General features: G+C 50.3%; 13 protein-coding genes. 8 read left to right on the forward strand and 5 right to left on the reverse strand.

The window, feature by feature from the left end; genetic code table 11:
* Window positions 1–436 precede the first annotated feature (436 nt).
* Window positions 437–1,177 (forward strand): NADPH-dependent oxidoreductase, encoded by a 741-nt coding sequence (locus N2K84_RS09050; protein WP_282591476.1) that lies wholly within the window; start codon window positions 437–439, stop codon window positions 1,175–1,177.
* 8 nt (window positions 1,178–1,185) lie between these two features.
* Here the strand turns inward: N2K84_RS09050 and N2K84_RS09055 are convergent, their stop codons facing one another.
* The 5 genes from N2K84_RS09055 to nrfH are packed head-to-tail and all read right to left on the reverse strand — an operon-like array spanning window position 1,186 to window position 6,561.
* Window positions 1,186–1,989, reverse strand: a complete 804-nt coding sequence (locus N2K84_RS09055; protein WP_282591477.1) for a cytochrome c biogenesis protein — start codon at window positions 1,987–1,989, stop codon at window positions 1,186–1,188.
* Entirely contained in the window at window positions 1,976–3,220 is a 1,245-nt protein-coding gene (locus N2K84_RS09060; protein ID WP_282591478.1) for a cytochrome c biogenesis ResB family protein, read from the reverse strand. The genes N2K84_RS09055 and N2K84_RS09060 overlap by 14 nt, the downstream gene beginning before the upstream one ends.
* A gap of 3 nt (window positions 3,221–3,223) precedes the next feature.
* Window positions 3,224–4,441, reverse strand: a complete 1,218-nt coding sequence (locus N2K84_RS09065; RefSeq protein WP_282591479.1) for a hypothetical protein — start codon at window positions 4,439–4,441, stop codon at window positions 3,224–3,226.
* A 21-nt stretch (window positions 4,442–4,462) separates the two neighbouring features.
* Window positions 4,463–5,977 carry an ammonia-forming cytochrome c nitrite reductase gene (gene nrfA / locus N2K84_RS09070; RefSeq protein ID WP_282591480.1) on the reverse strand — a complete coding sequence of 505 codons (1,515 nt, stop codon included), beginning with the start codon at window positions 5,975–5,977 and terminating at the stop codon, window positions 4,463–4,465.
* Window positions 5,978–5,988: 11 nt separating this feature from the next.
* Complete coding sequence (gene nrfH, locus N2K84_RS09075; RefSeq protein ID WP_282591481.1) at window positions 5,989–6,561, reverse strand: cytochrome c nitrite reductase small subunit; 573 nt, start codon at window positions 6,559–6,561, stop codon at window positions 5,989–5,991.
* 438 nt (window positions 6,562–6,999) lie between these two features.
* Here nrfH and N2K84_RS09080 point away from each other — a divergent pair, with 438 nt between their 5' ends.
* The 7 genes from N2K84_RS09080 to N2K84_RS09110 all read left to right on the forward strand — a co-directional run bounded on the left by N2K84_RS09080 (window position 7,000) and on the right by N2K84_RS09110 (window position 13,657).
* On the forward strand, window positions 7,000–8,274 hold the full coding sequence (locus N2K84_RS09080) for a hypothetical protein (protein WP_282591482.1): 1,275 nt from the start codon (window positions 7,000–7,002) through the stop codon (window positions 8,272–8,274).
* 14 nt (window positions 8,275–8,288) lie between these two features.
* Entirely contained in the window at window positions 8,289–9,611 is a 1,323-nt protein-coding gene (locus N2K84_RS09085) for a phenylacetate--CoA ligase family protein (protein WP_282591483.1), read from the forward strand.
* 13 nt (window positions 9,612–9,624) lie between these two features.
* The gene (locus N2K84_RS09090; RefSeq protein WP_282591484.1) at window positions 9,625–10,056 is read left to right on the forward strand and encodes a hypothetical protein; all 432 of its coding nucleotides are present in this window, start codon (window positions 9,625–9,627) and stop codon (window positions 10,054–10,056) included.
* Window positions 10,057–10,126: 70 nt separating this feature from the next.
* A complete protein-coding gene (locus N2K84_RS09095) occupies window positions 10,127–10,306 on the forward strand; it encodes a symporter small accessory protein (RefSeq protein ID WP_282591485.1) in 180 nt (59 codons plus the stop codon).
* 10 nt (window positions 10,307–10,316) lie between these two features.
* Window positions 10,317–11,903 (forward strand): sodium:solute symporter family protein, encoded by a 1,587-nt coding sequence (locus N2K84_RS09100; RefSeq protein ID WP_282591486.1) that lies wholly within the window; start codon window positions 10,317–10,319, stop codon window positions 11,901–11,903.
* Window positions 11,904–11,917: 14 nt separating this feature from the next.
* Window positions 11,918–13,216, forward strand: coding sequence for a phenylacetate--CoA ligase family protein (locus N2K84_RS09105; protein WP_282591487.1), 1,299 nt, complete (start codon window positions 11,918–11,920; stop codon window positions 13,214–13,216).
* Window positions 13,217–13,228: 12 nt separating this feature from the next.
* Complete coding sequence (locus tag N2K84_RS09110; protein ID WP_282591488.1) at window positions 13,229–13,657, forward strand: ACT domain-containing protein; 429 nt, start codon at window positions 13,229–13,231, stop codon at window positions 13,655–13,657.
* Window positions 13,658–13,721 lie beyond the last annotated feature (64 nt).

Below are 13,721 nucleotides of genomic sequence, written 5' to 3' on the forward strand. Positions count from 1 at the left end.
GCTGAACTCGTTTCAGCATCTATGGCCATTTGCCGCTTCTGCAATTCCCGACAGAGATCCCGAAATAAATTCGGGATGACGCTTTCACAATTGGATGATGCCGGAGGCATCGAATGTTTATAGAAACAAGGGGCCACGCTTCCGGTTCGACCCCTGCGGGGTCGCATGTCCTCCACCAATGGATTTGCTATAAACATGCAATCCCTGCCGGGATTATACGGACGTAAACGTTGTTGCCCTTTCCTCTCCTTCATTTGATCGAAGCGGTAACGAGGGGTTCGCTGGCTGGCGTTTGTAACGACAAGAAGCGGTCATACGACTGCAATGGTCGATATCTTCAGGTCAGCACAGCGCGTTTTTTCCACATTTTTTCTTCCATTTCCGGCGTTTGACCTTAACTTTGGCAACCAAAATACGAAACCACAAATTAGCGATCATGGATATTCTTTTACAACACCGCTCCATCCGAAAATACAAATCCGATGCTGTTTCGGATGAAATGCTGAACGAAATACTCGAGGCCGGCACACGGGCCTCAACCACCGGGAATATGCAGCTGTACAGTGTAGTTGTTACCCGCGATGCAGCCAGCAAAGCGCGCCTGGCGCCACTTCACTTCAACCAGGGCATGGTTACCCAGGCGCCGGTGTTCCTTACCGTTTGCGCCGACCTGAACCGCTTTAACCGTTGGTGCGAGCTGCGCCAGGCCGATGCCGGTTACGACAATCTGCTGTGGGTGGTGAATGGCATCATCGATGCGTCGCTGTTTGCCCAAAACATTTGCATCGCCGCCGAATCGAAAGGACTGGGCATTTGCTACCTGGGAACACCGTTGTACAATGCGCCGGAAATCATCGAAGCGCTCAACCTGCCCAAAGGGGTGATCCCGGTGACGGCCATCAGCCTGGGCTATCCCGACCACGAACCGGGCCTCACCGACCGCCTGCCGCTGAGCGCGATTGTGCACCACGAAACATACCGCGAAAACACCGACGAGCGGATCAACGACATGTACCGCGAAAAAGAAGCGCTGGAAAGCTCGGCCCAATTTGTGGCCGAAAACGGAAAACAAAACCTGGCCCAGGTGTTTACCGATGTTCGTTACAAAAAAGCCGACAACCTGTATTTTTCGGAAAAGCTATTGAAAACCATCCGCGAACAGGGGTTTAACATGTAAGATAATCCTTAACTGGTATAGGTATGCACACTGTTTTGTGCCGACGGCAGGTAATTCACGCCGAACCAGCAAACCATGAGCAAGCCGAAGGCAATCAGTAAAATCCACATGGCCTGTTTGTGCCGGTGTTGGTGCTTGTAGCGGTAATGAATGTAAATCAGGTAGGCCGTCCAGGTGATGAAAGCCCAGGTTTCTTTGGGGTCCCAGGTCCAGTAGTGGCCCCAGGCTTCTTTGGCCCACAGCGCGCCAAACAGCAGGCCCATGGTTAAAAACGAAAAGCCCAGGTAAACGAAGTTATCGGCCAGATTGGGCAGCGTATTCCACCGCTTTCCGCGATAATCCTGATAAACAGCTTTGAGGGCCACCAGGCTGGAAGCCGCCAGCAAAGCATAGGCAAACATATATACAATCACGTGCGGAATAAACCACACACTTTGCAGGGCAGGCATCAGGCTTTTGTCGTAGGTTTCGGGATGAAGGATGTTGATCAGCAAAAACAGGCCGCCCATCAACAGGCTGTAAGCCAGCAGCCATTTGTAGCGCCAGCGCAAAAAACTCACCAGCCCGATGGCCGGGAGCAAAAACGAATACCACAAACGGGTTTCGCCCAGGGTGCGCATGGGCGGCCGGTCGATCTTCAGCCATAAAAGCAGGATGAACAACATCAGCACGGCCAGTCCTGCTGCCGAAAACAGAGCGGGCACCCTCACCCCTATCCCCTGTTTATCGGTTTTGAGGTACAGCGAAACGCTGCCAACGCCCCACAGCAAAAGGGCCGCAAAGGCATAATATTCAAAATTAATCCAACCCATTCTCCAGTCCTTTCTTTTTGTAAGTTCCATGGCGGAACAAAAACAACGATCCGGCCAGCATCATAAAAATCCCGAGATAAACAACCGGGATCCAGGGATCGCGAACCAGCTCAATCACGCTCATGTCCGACCATTTGCCCATGTCGGCATGATAACTTAGCTGATAAAATTTCCAGCCCCCCAGCTTCAGCGGCTTGTTCACCTCCAGGGTGGCCGTTAGCTGCTGTCCCTCCTGCGTCATCACACGAATGTCCGACTGATATTTGCGTGGCTCGGGCGGCAGCATCACCAGCGAATACTGGTCGGATATTTTGAACGCATACGGCTGAAAGCGGAAACTGCCCGAGCTCACCCAGCCACTTTGACTGTCGCCGGTTGAAAGTCGGGTAACGGTAAGGCGGGCAGCCGGCGGCGACCCCACTTCGTTTACCGGCTCAAAGCGATCGCCGATCAAGCCGGCTTCGGGCAGCAGGCGGTCCACCTCAACCCGGTAGTCCAGCAGTTGAAAAGAGGAATCGGCCACCGAGAAAAATGCGTTTTTTTTGTCGGGCACGGCAATCCGTCCGGTTTCATTATCAACCAATGTCAGCTTGGGAGGGTATTCGTCAATCTGAAAATCGAGCAGCTCAATGGCTACAGGCATTTCTACCAGCTGCCCGCTCCCGTCATACGCCCGCCATTCGGGTTGTCCTTCGGTACAGTTCATGCTCAGGCGTTGCAAATCGCTGCTGCCCAACGCCGCTGCGGTGAGGGCAATCCACAATCCGGCATGGTTCAGCAGGTAACCCAAGTTTTTCAACTTAAACGGGAACAGACGCTTGAGGGTAGCCAAGCCCAAACTGGTTAGAAAATACAGGTTAGCCAGGGCAAACACCCACGAGCTGGTAAGCTGGTTCAAACCCAATACGTGAACAATTGGAGAGCCGGATGACTGTCCTTGCGGGATAATCCCCAGCAAAATGGCCAAACCGCAGTACAAAGCAGCCGATGTCACTGCCGCCGGAACGGATGCCAACCATTTCACCACGCTGGTGCTTTTCAGTAAAAAATGAAGGGTAAACAGGAGTGCCAGAAAAATCAGGCCCATATACAAATTGCCGGGCCAAAATGGTAGTTGAAATCCGGATGAAGGCAGAAATACCTGCCAGACTACCCCCAGAAAAACCAATCCTCCACCAATAATTACTCCCTCACGATACGACCAGGGCGCCTGCCAGGTATTTCTTCTCATGCTCTATTTAATAAATGTCGGTGTTACGGTTAACATCAGATAGGCCCAGTAATTACCGGCTGATTTGTCCCCGCCTTTCAGTAGTTCCATGCTGTCGTCGGCAATCATGAATGAAAATCCTCCGCTGAAATTGGCTTCGGGACTGATCTTCCAACCGGCCCCCAAGTCCACTTCCGTTCCCAGGTAACGATCGGCACCGGATGTGATTTTGGCCGCCGAGGAAAAATAATGCACATGCGCGTACAGGCTGAGCTCGTCTTTTGAATAATTGTACTTGGCATAGATATTATTCAGCCCAACATTGTTCAGGTGATTTCCCACGAAAAAATAGTCCATGAAGCCGTTAAACTTGTGGTTGGTGCCATACAGCGGATTGAACGATTTGTTTTTGGAATCATCGTAGCCGGTGCCCGACAAACGCTCATAGCCCCAGGTGACACCGTGCTTGCAGATAGCCTCCAGCAAAAGATTGTGGGCGCTGATGTCGTTTCCGGCAACATCTTCGCCGGTTTGCAGGTACGCGTTGACCGAAAACTTAAACTCGCCAATCGTGAACTTACCGTGTCCGCCAAAAGTCTGGCTGTAATTCACCTTTTGTCCATCCACTTCGTTTACAGGAACGCCGTTGTTCAGGAAAAGTAAACTCAGGCCGGCGTCGTCCCATTTCTTGTTGAACCAGGCAAACTGTATGTCCTTGTAGGCATCGTTCCCATCGAATATATTGTTGGTGATGGTGCTGTTTTCGTGGTGGGCAATCCCAACATGCAGACTGATATCTTTCTGGTACTTGAACACAGCCACATCGTGCGAACGGGCCTGTTGTGCCCAGCCCACGTTTCCCAAAATCCGTTGATCGTCGTAAACTAGTTCCTGGCGCCCGGCTTTCAGCGAAAACTCAGGGGCGAGAAACACTTCGGCCCAGGCCTGATGCACCGAGGTGGCAAAATCCTCGTTACCCACCAATTGCGCCTGACTCCCCCAGGTGCGCACATCCTGCAGCACAAGCATGGTCAACACCTTTTCGGATTTGTAGATGGCATTCAGCCGGGTACGCTGCGAGGTAAACAACGAGGCATCCTGATTGTCGGATGCCAGACTCTTGGCGCCATGGCTCAGCTCGGTACGCGGACGAAACTCCCCGCTTAGGCTAAATTGCGCATAGCTTTTCTTGCCGCAAAGCAATAGCAAAGCGACCACGATGATAATGATTGGCTGTTTCATGAATCCTTCCGGTTAAGGTCATTAATTACGGACGATCGCCCACGAATCTTCGCGTTCTTTAGCTTTTTTCATCCATTCGGGCAACAACGTTTCTTTGAACTCCTGTTTTTCGCTGTTCAGCGCATCCATATCCAGGCCAATAAATTCCTGGGCCTTCGCTTTGGTTGAAATATCCGGATAGGGCACTTCCTGGTTGAACCCTTTCGAGGCCAGCACACGTGACAGTTTGATCCGCGTTTCCTGAGCAATGGTGATACCGGTTGTGATGATGCGCCCGGTTTCGATAGGGGCATGGAACGAACCGCCATGACTGGCCGCCGCATAATCCCAACGCCACTGCGCATGGCGTATTCCTTGCAGGATGTCGTTCATTTCTTCCTCGGTGGCGCCCAAATCCCAGGCTTTCTTAGCTTCCACATGGGCACGAACAATCAACTCTTCCAGCTTGTCGCGGTTTTCGATGATTTTGTCCTGACGTTCGTACACGTTCTGCACCAGTTCCAGTGTTTCTTCGCGGTGACAAACCTGGCACGAATTAGCGACGTTGTTCAGCGGCGACTGAATGTGGTGATCGGTGAATTTTTGTCCGCCCTCCGATTTGTAAGGCATGTGACAATCGGCACACGACACCCCGCGCTGGGCATGAATGCCGTGCGTATAAATTTCATAATCCGGGTGTTGAGCCTTCAGCATCGGAGCTTTACTCAAAGCATGGGTCCAGTCGCTGAACTCGATGTTGTCGTAATATTCTTCCTTCGCATCAACAGTCAAACCGTTAGCCCAGGGGAAAGTCAGATATTCTGCGCCTTCCACGGTCTTCTTATTGAAATAATATTCCACATGGCATTGGGCACAAACCAGACTGCGCATTTCCTGATGGCTGGCCTTGGTAATGTCTTTGCCCATAGACTGAAAACCCTCGATCAATGCCGGGCGGCTGATGCGCAGGTTCATGGTTTCAGGGTCATGACAATCGGCACAACCAATGGGATTAACAATTTCGGCCCCCAAGCGGGCCCACTTTCCTTTATAAAATTCAGCCACCCCTTTTTCCTGCATCACCCGGGGAACGTCGGGACTTTTACAGGTCCAGCAAGTGGACGGCATCGGGCCTTCATTTTCGTTGAGCGGCCCGCCGGTGCGCAAGGTATTGTGAACATCTTCCACGGCATAATAATGTCCACGTCCCTGATTGTAATCTTTCGAGAAACTGTAACCAGCCCAAAGAACAACCATCCGGGGATCGATTTCAAGCATGTCGAGCATGGCGCCGCCACCATGTTTACTGCGGAAAGTGGTATCGGCCGTATTAATATACGACTGGTACTCCCGCGGAAAGTTTTCGCCCCACACGCTGTTGCGGGGTTCAAAATCGGCAAGTTTCACTTTAGGAACATTGACAAAACTGGCTTCGGCCCGTCGCTCCATGATGGAGGAGGCCAAGAGGCCCAACAAAAAGACAACAATCAACGTGGCCAGAAAAAGCAACCAGCCTAAAATCGGTTTTTTCTCAATGGTGGTTTTCAGTGGTTTCATATGGATTTGATTTATTTTTTTGTGAATTCTTTCAACCAGTTGGGAACAGGGCTTTCCGGCAGCGGCACCCGCGCAAAAGGAGTACTCGACAGGCTGTTTACCCTTCCGTGCGGGACTTCGCGATGGCAATCCCAGCATTTTCGGGAGGTGCGGTTTTCTTCATAATTAGCAATGCAACCAGCCTGCCGGGCATCCATCAACTGATTGCTGTGGCAGCGCACACAATTTTGGTGCACCACTTCGGCCCCGTCCTCCTTGATGAAAATAACCTGTGGTTCCAACCGTAAGGTGAACATGGTAGCATGGCGCATTCCGTCTTTTGCTTTGAAGAAATATTTATTGAAAACATTATCGTGGGGCACATGGCAATCGTTGCAGTTGGTCACTTCGCGATGCGAGCTGTGGTTCCAGGTGGCATATTGCGGCGCCATAATGTGGCAGTTGACGCAGGTTTTCGGATCGTCGGACAAATAAGAATGTGCTTTGGAAAGATATACCGACAACACAAAAAGCCCGGCAAAAATTCCAAGAACCAGTATGACGGGAATTTTCCAGTTTTTTGGCGGATGAAGTTTTCGGATCATGCGGGTTAGCTTTTTTAGTTAGCTAAAATTACGGCGCTTACCCCGGACAAGTTGTAACCGATATTACAAAATGACATTTTTTTGTTGAAAAACATACCACCTGCACAAACCAGGAGAATGCGCTTTTCTTTATTCAAACTGATTATAAATTACATCGTTTTCAAATTAACGTCATTTGCACTCGATTATTTACAAATGCTTGTTTTTCGGCACCTTTGCTTATTAAATTGTAAAACAGACAGCATTCTTTCCAATAATTCATTTTTCGCTTCTGTTGTCCGAACAGGCATTTGTTATATTTTTGATTCCCAATCAATCAATAGGACGCTGACTAACTTTCAAGCAGCCTTCTCTGAAAGGCTGCTTTTGCATGTTCTGAAAGCAGTTACCGCCAATTGAACAACCATTTCTATTCATTAAAAAAACGCAAAAACCGACATGTTTAAAAAGTATTTTGCCCTGCTCTGCTTACTTGGCTTATTTTTGGCATCCTATGCCCAGGAACAATCGGGAAAAGACCTGAACCTGGATTTTTACGGCTTCATCCGCAACGAATTTTTTGTAGATACCTACAAGGGGCTCGATGCCGCCTATGATGTGTTTTACCTGGTGCCATTGTATGCGGGCAAAGACGGCAACGGCAGCGATATCAACCAACAAACCAGCTCGTACCTATCGGCCCTGGCAACGCGGTTGGGCGTAAAAATTGAAGGCCCCGAGATTTTCGGCGCTAAAACAAGTGCCAATATTGAATTCGATTTTGGCGGAATTGTAAAAACCGAACCAACCTTGTTCCGCATCCGCCATGCCAACATGGTTTTTGCCTGGGAAAAATCAAAACTGCTGATCGGCCAAACCTGGCACCCGTTTTGGGGAGGGAGCGTTTTCCCGGTTGTTGCCGGACTGAATACCGGCGCTCCGTTTCAGGTATTCAGCCGTGCCCCGCAAATCCGCTACGATGTTCGTTCCGGAAACTTCACCTTGGGCGGATCGATTGTTTACGAAAATCAATACAGTTCAAAAGCGCTTGAATCAAGTATATACACCACTCCGAACCAAGCCCAGCGCAACGGTGTCATCCCCGAATTGGTTTTATCGGCCGAGTACAACAAAAACGGGCTGACCCTGGGGGCAGGCGCCTCAACAAAGCGTACCAAGCCCAGCATGACCACTACGGGAACGGCAGGCACCTTCAAGTCGGACGAGTACCTGACCAGCACTGGCTTCACGGCTTATCTGCGATACAAATCAGATAGGTTTATGCTCACCGCCAAAGGCTATTACGGACAAAACATGACCCACCTCACCCTGTTGGGCGGGTATGGCGTGGCAAGCAAAGATGCTGCTACCGGCGCCGAAACCTACACCAACTTTAATAACTACACCAGCTTGCTGAGCATGGAGTACGGAAAAAAATGGCAAGTTGGCATGATGCTGGGCTATGGCGCCAACCTGGGCACCAGCGACCCGCTTTACGAAAACACAACCACCGGCAAAGCCGTCACAGCAGGTTTGCTGCCCAACGTGATGAACCACGCGCGGGTTTCGCCGCACTTGGCCCTGAATGTTTCGAAAATGCGCTTTGTAGCCGAATACGAGATGACAACAGCCAACTATGGTGTTGGTGATTTTGATTTTTCCGACGGACTCTATGGTGATAAACACCTGACCACCAACCACCGTCTTATTTTGATGATGATGTACCACTTTTAAAGGAAATCCGGCCAATGTTTTGGGAAAAAGAATTTGAAACTCTCCGGCGAAAAGATCTTGAAAAGCTGCAGGTTGACAGGCTGAAAAAGACGATCAATCAAGCCATGGAATCGCCGTTTTACAAAGAACTGTACGCCGCCAAAGGGATTACAGCCGAACGGATTTCAGATGTGAAGGACATCCGCGAATTACCGTTTACAACCAAGCAGGACCTGCGAAATCATTTTCCATACGGGTTCCTGACCCAGCCAAAAAAAGAAATCATCCGCCTGCACAGTTCGAGCGGAACAACCGGCAACCCAACCGTGATTTTTCATAACCGGCACGACATTGCCAGCTGGGCCAACCTGATGGCCCGCTCACTGTTTTGCGCCGGAATCCGCGACACCGATGTCTTCCAAAATATTTGCGGCTACGGGCTGTTTACCGGAGGGCTTGGATTTCAGTACGGCATTGAACGACTGGGCTGCCTCAGCATTCCTGCCGGGGCCGGCAACAGCCTGCGCCAAATCAAGCTAATGCGCGACTACGGCACCACGGCTATTCATGCCATTCCCAGCTACCTGGGGCGCCTGTACGAAGTTTTTCAGGCTGAAGGACTGGACCCGCGAAAAGACACCGACCTGCGTATTTTTGTGATCGGCGCCGAACCGCACACCGAAGAACAACGCCGCCGCATTGAAGAAATGTTTGGTGTAAAAGCTTATAATTCATTCGGTTTATCCGAAATGAACGGCCCAGGAGTAGCCTTTGAATGTACCGAGCAAGCCGGCTTGCACATTTGGGAAGATGCCTACCTGATTGAAATACTTGATCCGGAAACACTGGAACCCGTTCCCGATGGCGAGTTTGGTGAGCTGGTGATGACCACCCTCGACCGGCAAGCCATGCCCCTGATCCGCTACCGCACCCGCGATCTCACCCGCATTATCCCCGAACCCTGCGCCTGCGGACGCACCCATGCCCGCATCGACCGCATCGCCGGACGCTCCGATGACATGTTCATTATCAAGGGCTGCAATGTTTTTCCGATGCAGGTGGAAGGCGTGCTGTTGCGCATCCCCGAGGTGGGATCGGATTACCGTATCACGCTGGAAGAAATTAACGGGGCTGATGAAATGATTGTTGAAGTGGAGGTAAAAAAAGACTGGTTTAACGGCGACATTGCCCGGCTTGAAAAACTGACACGTGTGATAACCAGCCAGATCCGCGACGAAGTACTGGCCAAACCCATTGTCCGTCTGGTGGAACCTGGCGCCATCCCGAAAGGCAAAGGCAAAGCCGTTCGCGTAATCGATAAACGAAAACAGATCGCCACTCAAATTCAAACAACCTAAAAAACTGCTAACGATGGCTTATCAGGTATCCATTTTTCTTGAAAATAAACCCGGCCATTTTGAACGGGTAACAGGTGTTTTAAAGGCAAATGGCATAAACATCCGCTCCATGACACTGACGCATACCGTCAGCGGTTGGGGTATTTTGAACCTGCTGGTCGATCAGCCCGAAAAAGCCTGTGAAGCGCTGACCAAGGCAGGCTTGTCGGCTGCTTTACGCAAAGTGCTGGCCTTCGGGATGGAAGACCACCCCGGCGGATTGGATGACATTTTAATGAAAGTGTCCCACGCGGGGGTAAACATCCTGAATGCTTACGGACGGATTATCAGCAAAAATGAACAAGCGTTGCTGCTCATTGATGTGGACGACTATGATCAGGCGCTGGCTACATTGGCCGCCGAAGACCTTTATCCGTTGGAGGATCACCTGGTTTACGGTAATTGAAGAACTGAAATCCAAACAAGATCTGAAGTATATTTCAAATAAAACCATAACTAAACTAAAAACGAACACGATGCTTGGAATTGATGACCCCGGAATTTACCTCGGCTATCTGCTGTCTGTCCTGAGTTTGGTGGCCTGCGTCTGGTACGGCGCTGCCAACTGGAACAAAGGCGCCGAAATCACTGCCGAAGAGCTGAAACGCGACATCGACTGGGAAACCAAAGAAGACCAAATCAACGAAGAACTTTAAGCCTGAACGTATGGACACTTTCACCCTTGGACTTGTAGTTATTGTTTATCTGCTGCTGATCGCCTACTTGGGCTATGTCGGATTCAAAAAAACAAAAACAGCCAAAGATTATTTATTGGGCGGACGCGAAATCCACCCCTTTGTCATGGCCGTGTCGTACGGCGCCACCTTCATCTCCACATCCGCCATCATCGGATTTGGCGGGATATCCGGCGTTTACGGCATGGGGCTCATCTGGCTTACCTTTCTGAATATCTTTGTCGGCGTATTTATTGCCTTCATCTTTTTTGGCCGCCGAACCCGTAAAATGGGACATAACCTGGATGCCCATACCTTTCCCGAATTTATTGGGGCACGATTTCAATCCAAAAGCATCCAGATGCTCATCGGCGCCATCATTTTTGTGGCCATGCCACTCTACGCTGCCGTTGTGCTGATTGGTGGCGCACGCTTCATTGAAAGTATTTTTCAGATCGACTTTGGCATTGCGCTCACCTTCTTTTCCGTCATCATTGCTGCCTACGTGGTAGCCGGAGGCCTGAAAGGGGTGATGTACACCGATGCCCTGCAAGGCGGGATCATGTTTGTGAGCCTTTTCTTCCTGTTGTTTATGACCTATATTAAACTAGGCGGAGTTTCGGGCGCCCACGAAGCACTCACCAACATGGCCAACCTCGTTCCCGAAAGCCTGCACCAGCAAGGGCACCACGGCTGGACCGTATTTCCAAGCCTGGGATCGGCCTGGTGGTGGATCCTGACAACAAACATCATCCTGGGTGTTGGCATTGGCGTATTGGCCCAGCCCCAGCTGGTGGTCCGGTTTATGACCGTAAAAAGTAACCGTGAATTGAACCGTGCGGTGTTGATTGGCGGCATTTTCATTTTTGTGGTAACCGGATTTATTTATACCGTTGGTTCACTCTCTAACTTATATTTCTACCGCGAAAGTGGACAATTGGCCATCGAAGTTGCCAAAGGGAATGTCGACCTGATTATTCCGGAGTTCCTGAACGCAGCCATGCCCGAATGGTTTGTTTACCTGTTTATGCTGTCGTTATTATCAGCCGGGATGTCAACTTTAAGTTCACAGTTCCACACGATGGGGACTTCCATTGGTCGCGATTTGTTTGAAAACCTATTCCCCCAAAAAAACAGGAACAGTATGCTGATCACCCGGATCGGGATCATTTTTGCTATTCTGATCAGCATCATCATCGGGTACAAACTGCCCGTTGGCATTGTAGCACGCGGTACCGCCATCTTTTTTGGCGTGTGCGCAGCAGCTTTTCTGCCAGCCTATTTTGCCGGACTGTATTGGAAAGGCGCCACAAAATCAGGTGTAAAATGGAGTATCTGGATTGGCTTACTGGTGAGCGTGTTCATGCTCGTGTTCATGCACCAGAAAGAATCGCAGCCCCTTGGAATTTGTCAAGCCTTATTTGGAAAAGATATGCTTTTTGAGCAATTTCCCTGGGCCATTATCGATCCCATTGTGATTGCCCTGCCCGTTTCTGCATTGGTGCTGATCGGCGTAAGTATTTTTACACCAAAAATGGATTCAGAACATTTGGATGCCTGCCACGAAGGGGTCCGTTAAAAAATAGTACCGTTATGATTTGGAACGAAAAAATTGAATGCGCCGAACGTGAAGAGATGAAAGCCATCCAATCGGAACGGCTCCGCGAAACCGTTCAGCGGATTTACCACAAAGTGCCTGCATACCGTAAAAAAATGCAGGAAGTTGGGCTGGTACCGGCCGATATCCGCTCGGTGGACGATTTGCACAAATTACCCTTTACCACCAAACAAGATTTGCGCGATAACTACCCGTTCGGCATGTTTACCGTGCCCATGAGCGAGATTGTCCGTATCCACGCCTCATCGGGCACTACCGGAAAACCGACAGTTGTTGGTTATACCCGTAAAGACCTGAACAGCTGGTCGGAAGTGGTTACCCGCTCGTTGTGTATGGCAGGGGTACACCAAAACGATATCGTCCAGGTAGCCTATGGCTACGGCTTGTTCACAGGCGGTTTGGGCTTGCATTACGGGTGTGAAAACCTCGGAGCATCGGTTATCCCCATCTCGGGCGGAAACACCCAGAAACAGCTTCAGTTGATGGAAGATTTTGGCACCACCGTGGTAGCTTGCACCCCTTCCTACTCGCTTTATTTGGCTGAAGCCATGAAAGATGCCGGCATAAAAAAAGAAGATCTAAAACTGCGCGTAGGCATTTTTGGCGCCGAACCCTGGACCGAGAACATGCGAAAAGAAATTGAGACCCAACTGGGACTGAAAGCCATCGACATTTACGGGCTGAGCGAAATCATCGGACCGGGCGTTTCGTGCGAGTGCGAACACCAATGCGGCATGCACATCAACGAAGATCACTTCATCCCCGAAATTATTAACCCGGAAACCTTGGAGCCGATGCCGGCCGGAGAAATCGGAGAACTGGTGTTCACCACGGTTACCAAAGAAGGCATCCCGCTGATCCGTTACCGCACCCGCGACCTGACGCGCCTGATTTACGACAAATGCGAATGCGGCAGAACCCTCGTACGCATGGAAAAATGCAAGGGCCGTAGCGACGATATGCTCATCATCCGCGGGGTGAATGTGTTCCCATCGCAAATAGAAAGTGTGTTGCTGGAAATGAGCGAAACCGAACCCCACTACCTGCTGATCGTAGAACGGGAAGGAAACCTGGATACCCTGAACCTGATGGTAGAAGTGCAGGAACAATTCTTCTCCGACGAGATAAAACAACTGGAATCGCTCCGAAAGAAAATTACTCACAACATCCAGAGCACGCTGGGTATTTCGGTAAATGTAAAACTGGTTGAGCCCAAAACCATCGAGCGTACGGCCGGAAAAGCCAAACGTGTTATCGATAACCGCAAATTATAGGAGGACAAAAATATGATCATCAAACAACTATCGGTCTTTTTGGAAAACAAAACCGGACGGTTAAACGAGGTTGCCGGAATTTTGGGAGATGCCGGCATCAATATGTCGGCTTTCAGTGTGGCCGACACCTCCGAGTTTGGCATTTTGCGCCTGATCGTTTCAGATCCCGACCGGGCCTTGCAGGAACTGAAATCCGCCGGGTTTGCCGTCCGGCTCACCGAAGTGGTATGCCTCAGCAGCCCAAACGAACCCGGCGCATTGGCCCGGGCGCTGAATATCTTGTCGTCCGAAGGGGTTTTCATCGAGTACCTGTATGCCTATTCCATGGACAACAAATCGGCCAATATCGTACTGAAACCCGAAAACATTCAAAAGTGCATCCAGGTATTGCAGGATCACAAAATGGAATTGGTGAAAGCCAGCGACTTGTATAAGCTTTAAGAAATAACGGAATAAAAAGTTTTATCCTTATGCCGGGGGCCGGTCCAGTCCTTCTGAAAAATGA

It is taken from the genome of Gaoshiqia sediminis, assembly GCF_025907915.1.
Taxonomy (GTDB): Bacteria; Bacteroidota; Bacteroidia; order Bacteroidales; family Prolixibacteraceae; genus Gaoshiqia; species Gaoshiqia sediminis.

What these genes read in the sequence shown, in the direction of transcription:
- N2K84_RS09065 (WP_282591479.1), bottom strand. Translation starts at nt 4,441, where the DNA reads ATGAAACAGCCAATCATTATCATCGTGGTCGCTTTGCTATTGCTTTGC.
- nrfH (WP_282591481.1), bottom strand. Translation starts at nt 6,561, where the DNA reads ATGATCCGAAAACTTCATCCGCCAAAAAACTGGAAAATTCCCGTCATA.
- N2K84_RS09055 (WP_282591477.1), bottom strand. Translation starts at nt 1,989, where the DNA reads ATGGGTTGGATTAATTTTGAATATTATGCCTTTGCGGCCCTTTTGCTG.
- N2K84_RS09095 (WP_282591485.1), top strand. Translation starts at nt 10,127, where the DNA reads ATGCTTGGAATTGATGACCCCGGAATTTACCTCGGCTATCTGCTGTCT.
- N2K84_RS09100 (WP_282591486.1), top strand. Translation starts at nt 10,317, where the DNA reads ATGGACACTTTCACCCTTGGACTTGTAGTTATTGTTTATCTGCTGCTG.
- N2K84_RS09085 (WP_282591483.1), top strand. Translation starts at nt 8,289, where the DNA reads ATGTTTTGGGAAAAAGAATTTGAAACTCTCCGGCGAAAAGATCTTGAA.
- N2K84_RS09110 (WP_282591488.1), top strand. Translation starts at nt 13,229, where the DNA reads ATGATCATCAAACAACTATCGGTCTTTTTGGAAAACAAAACCGGACGG.
- N2K84_RS09105 (WP_282591487.1), top strand. Translation starts at nt 11,918, where the DNA reads ATGATTTGGAACGAAAAAATTGAATGCGCCGAACGTGAAGAGATGAAA.
- N2K84_RS09090 (WP_282591484.1), top strand. Translation starts at nt 9,625, where the DNA reads ATGGCTTATCAGGTATCCATTTTTCTTGAAAATAAACCCGGCCATTTT.
- N2K84_RS09060 (WP_282591478.1), bottom strand. Translation starts at nt 3,220, where the DNA reads ATGAGAAGAAATACCTGGCAGGCGCCCTGGTCGTATCGTGAGGGAGTA.
- N2K84_RS09080 (WP_282591482.1), top strand. Translation starts at nt 7,000, where the DNA reads ATGTTTAAAAAGTATTTTGCCCTGCTCTGCTTACTTGGCTTATTTTTG.
- N2K84_RS09050 (WP_282591476.1), top strand. Translation starts at nt 437, where the DNA reads ATGGATATTCTTTTACAACACCGCTCCATCCGAAAATACAAATCCGAT.
- nrfA (WP_282591480.1), bottom strand. Translation starts at nt 5,977, where the DNA reads ATGAAACCACTGAAAACCACCATTGAGAAAAAACCGATTTTAGGCTGG.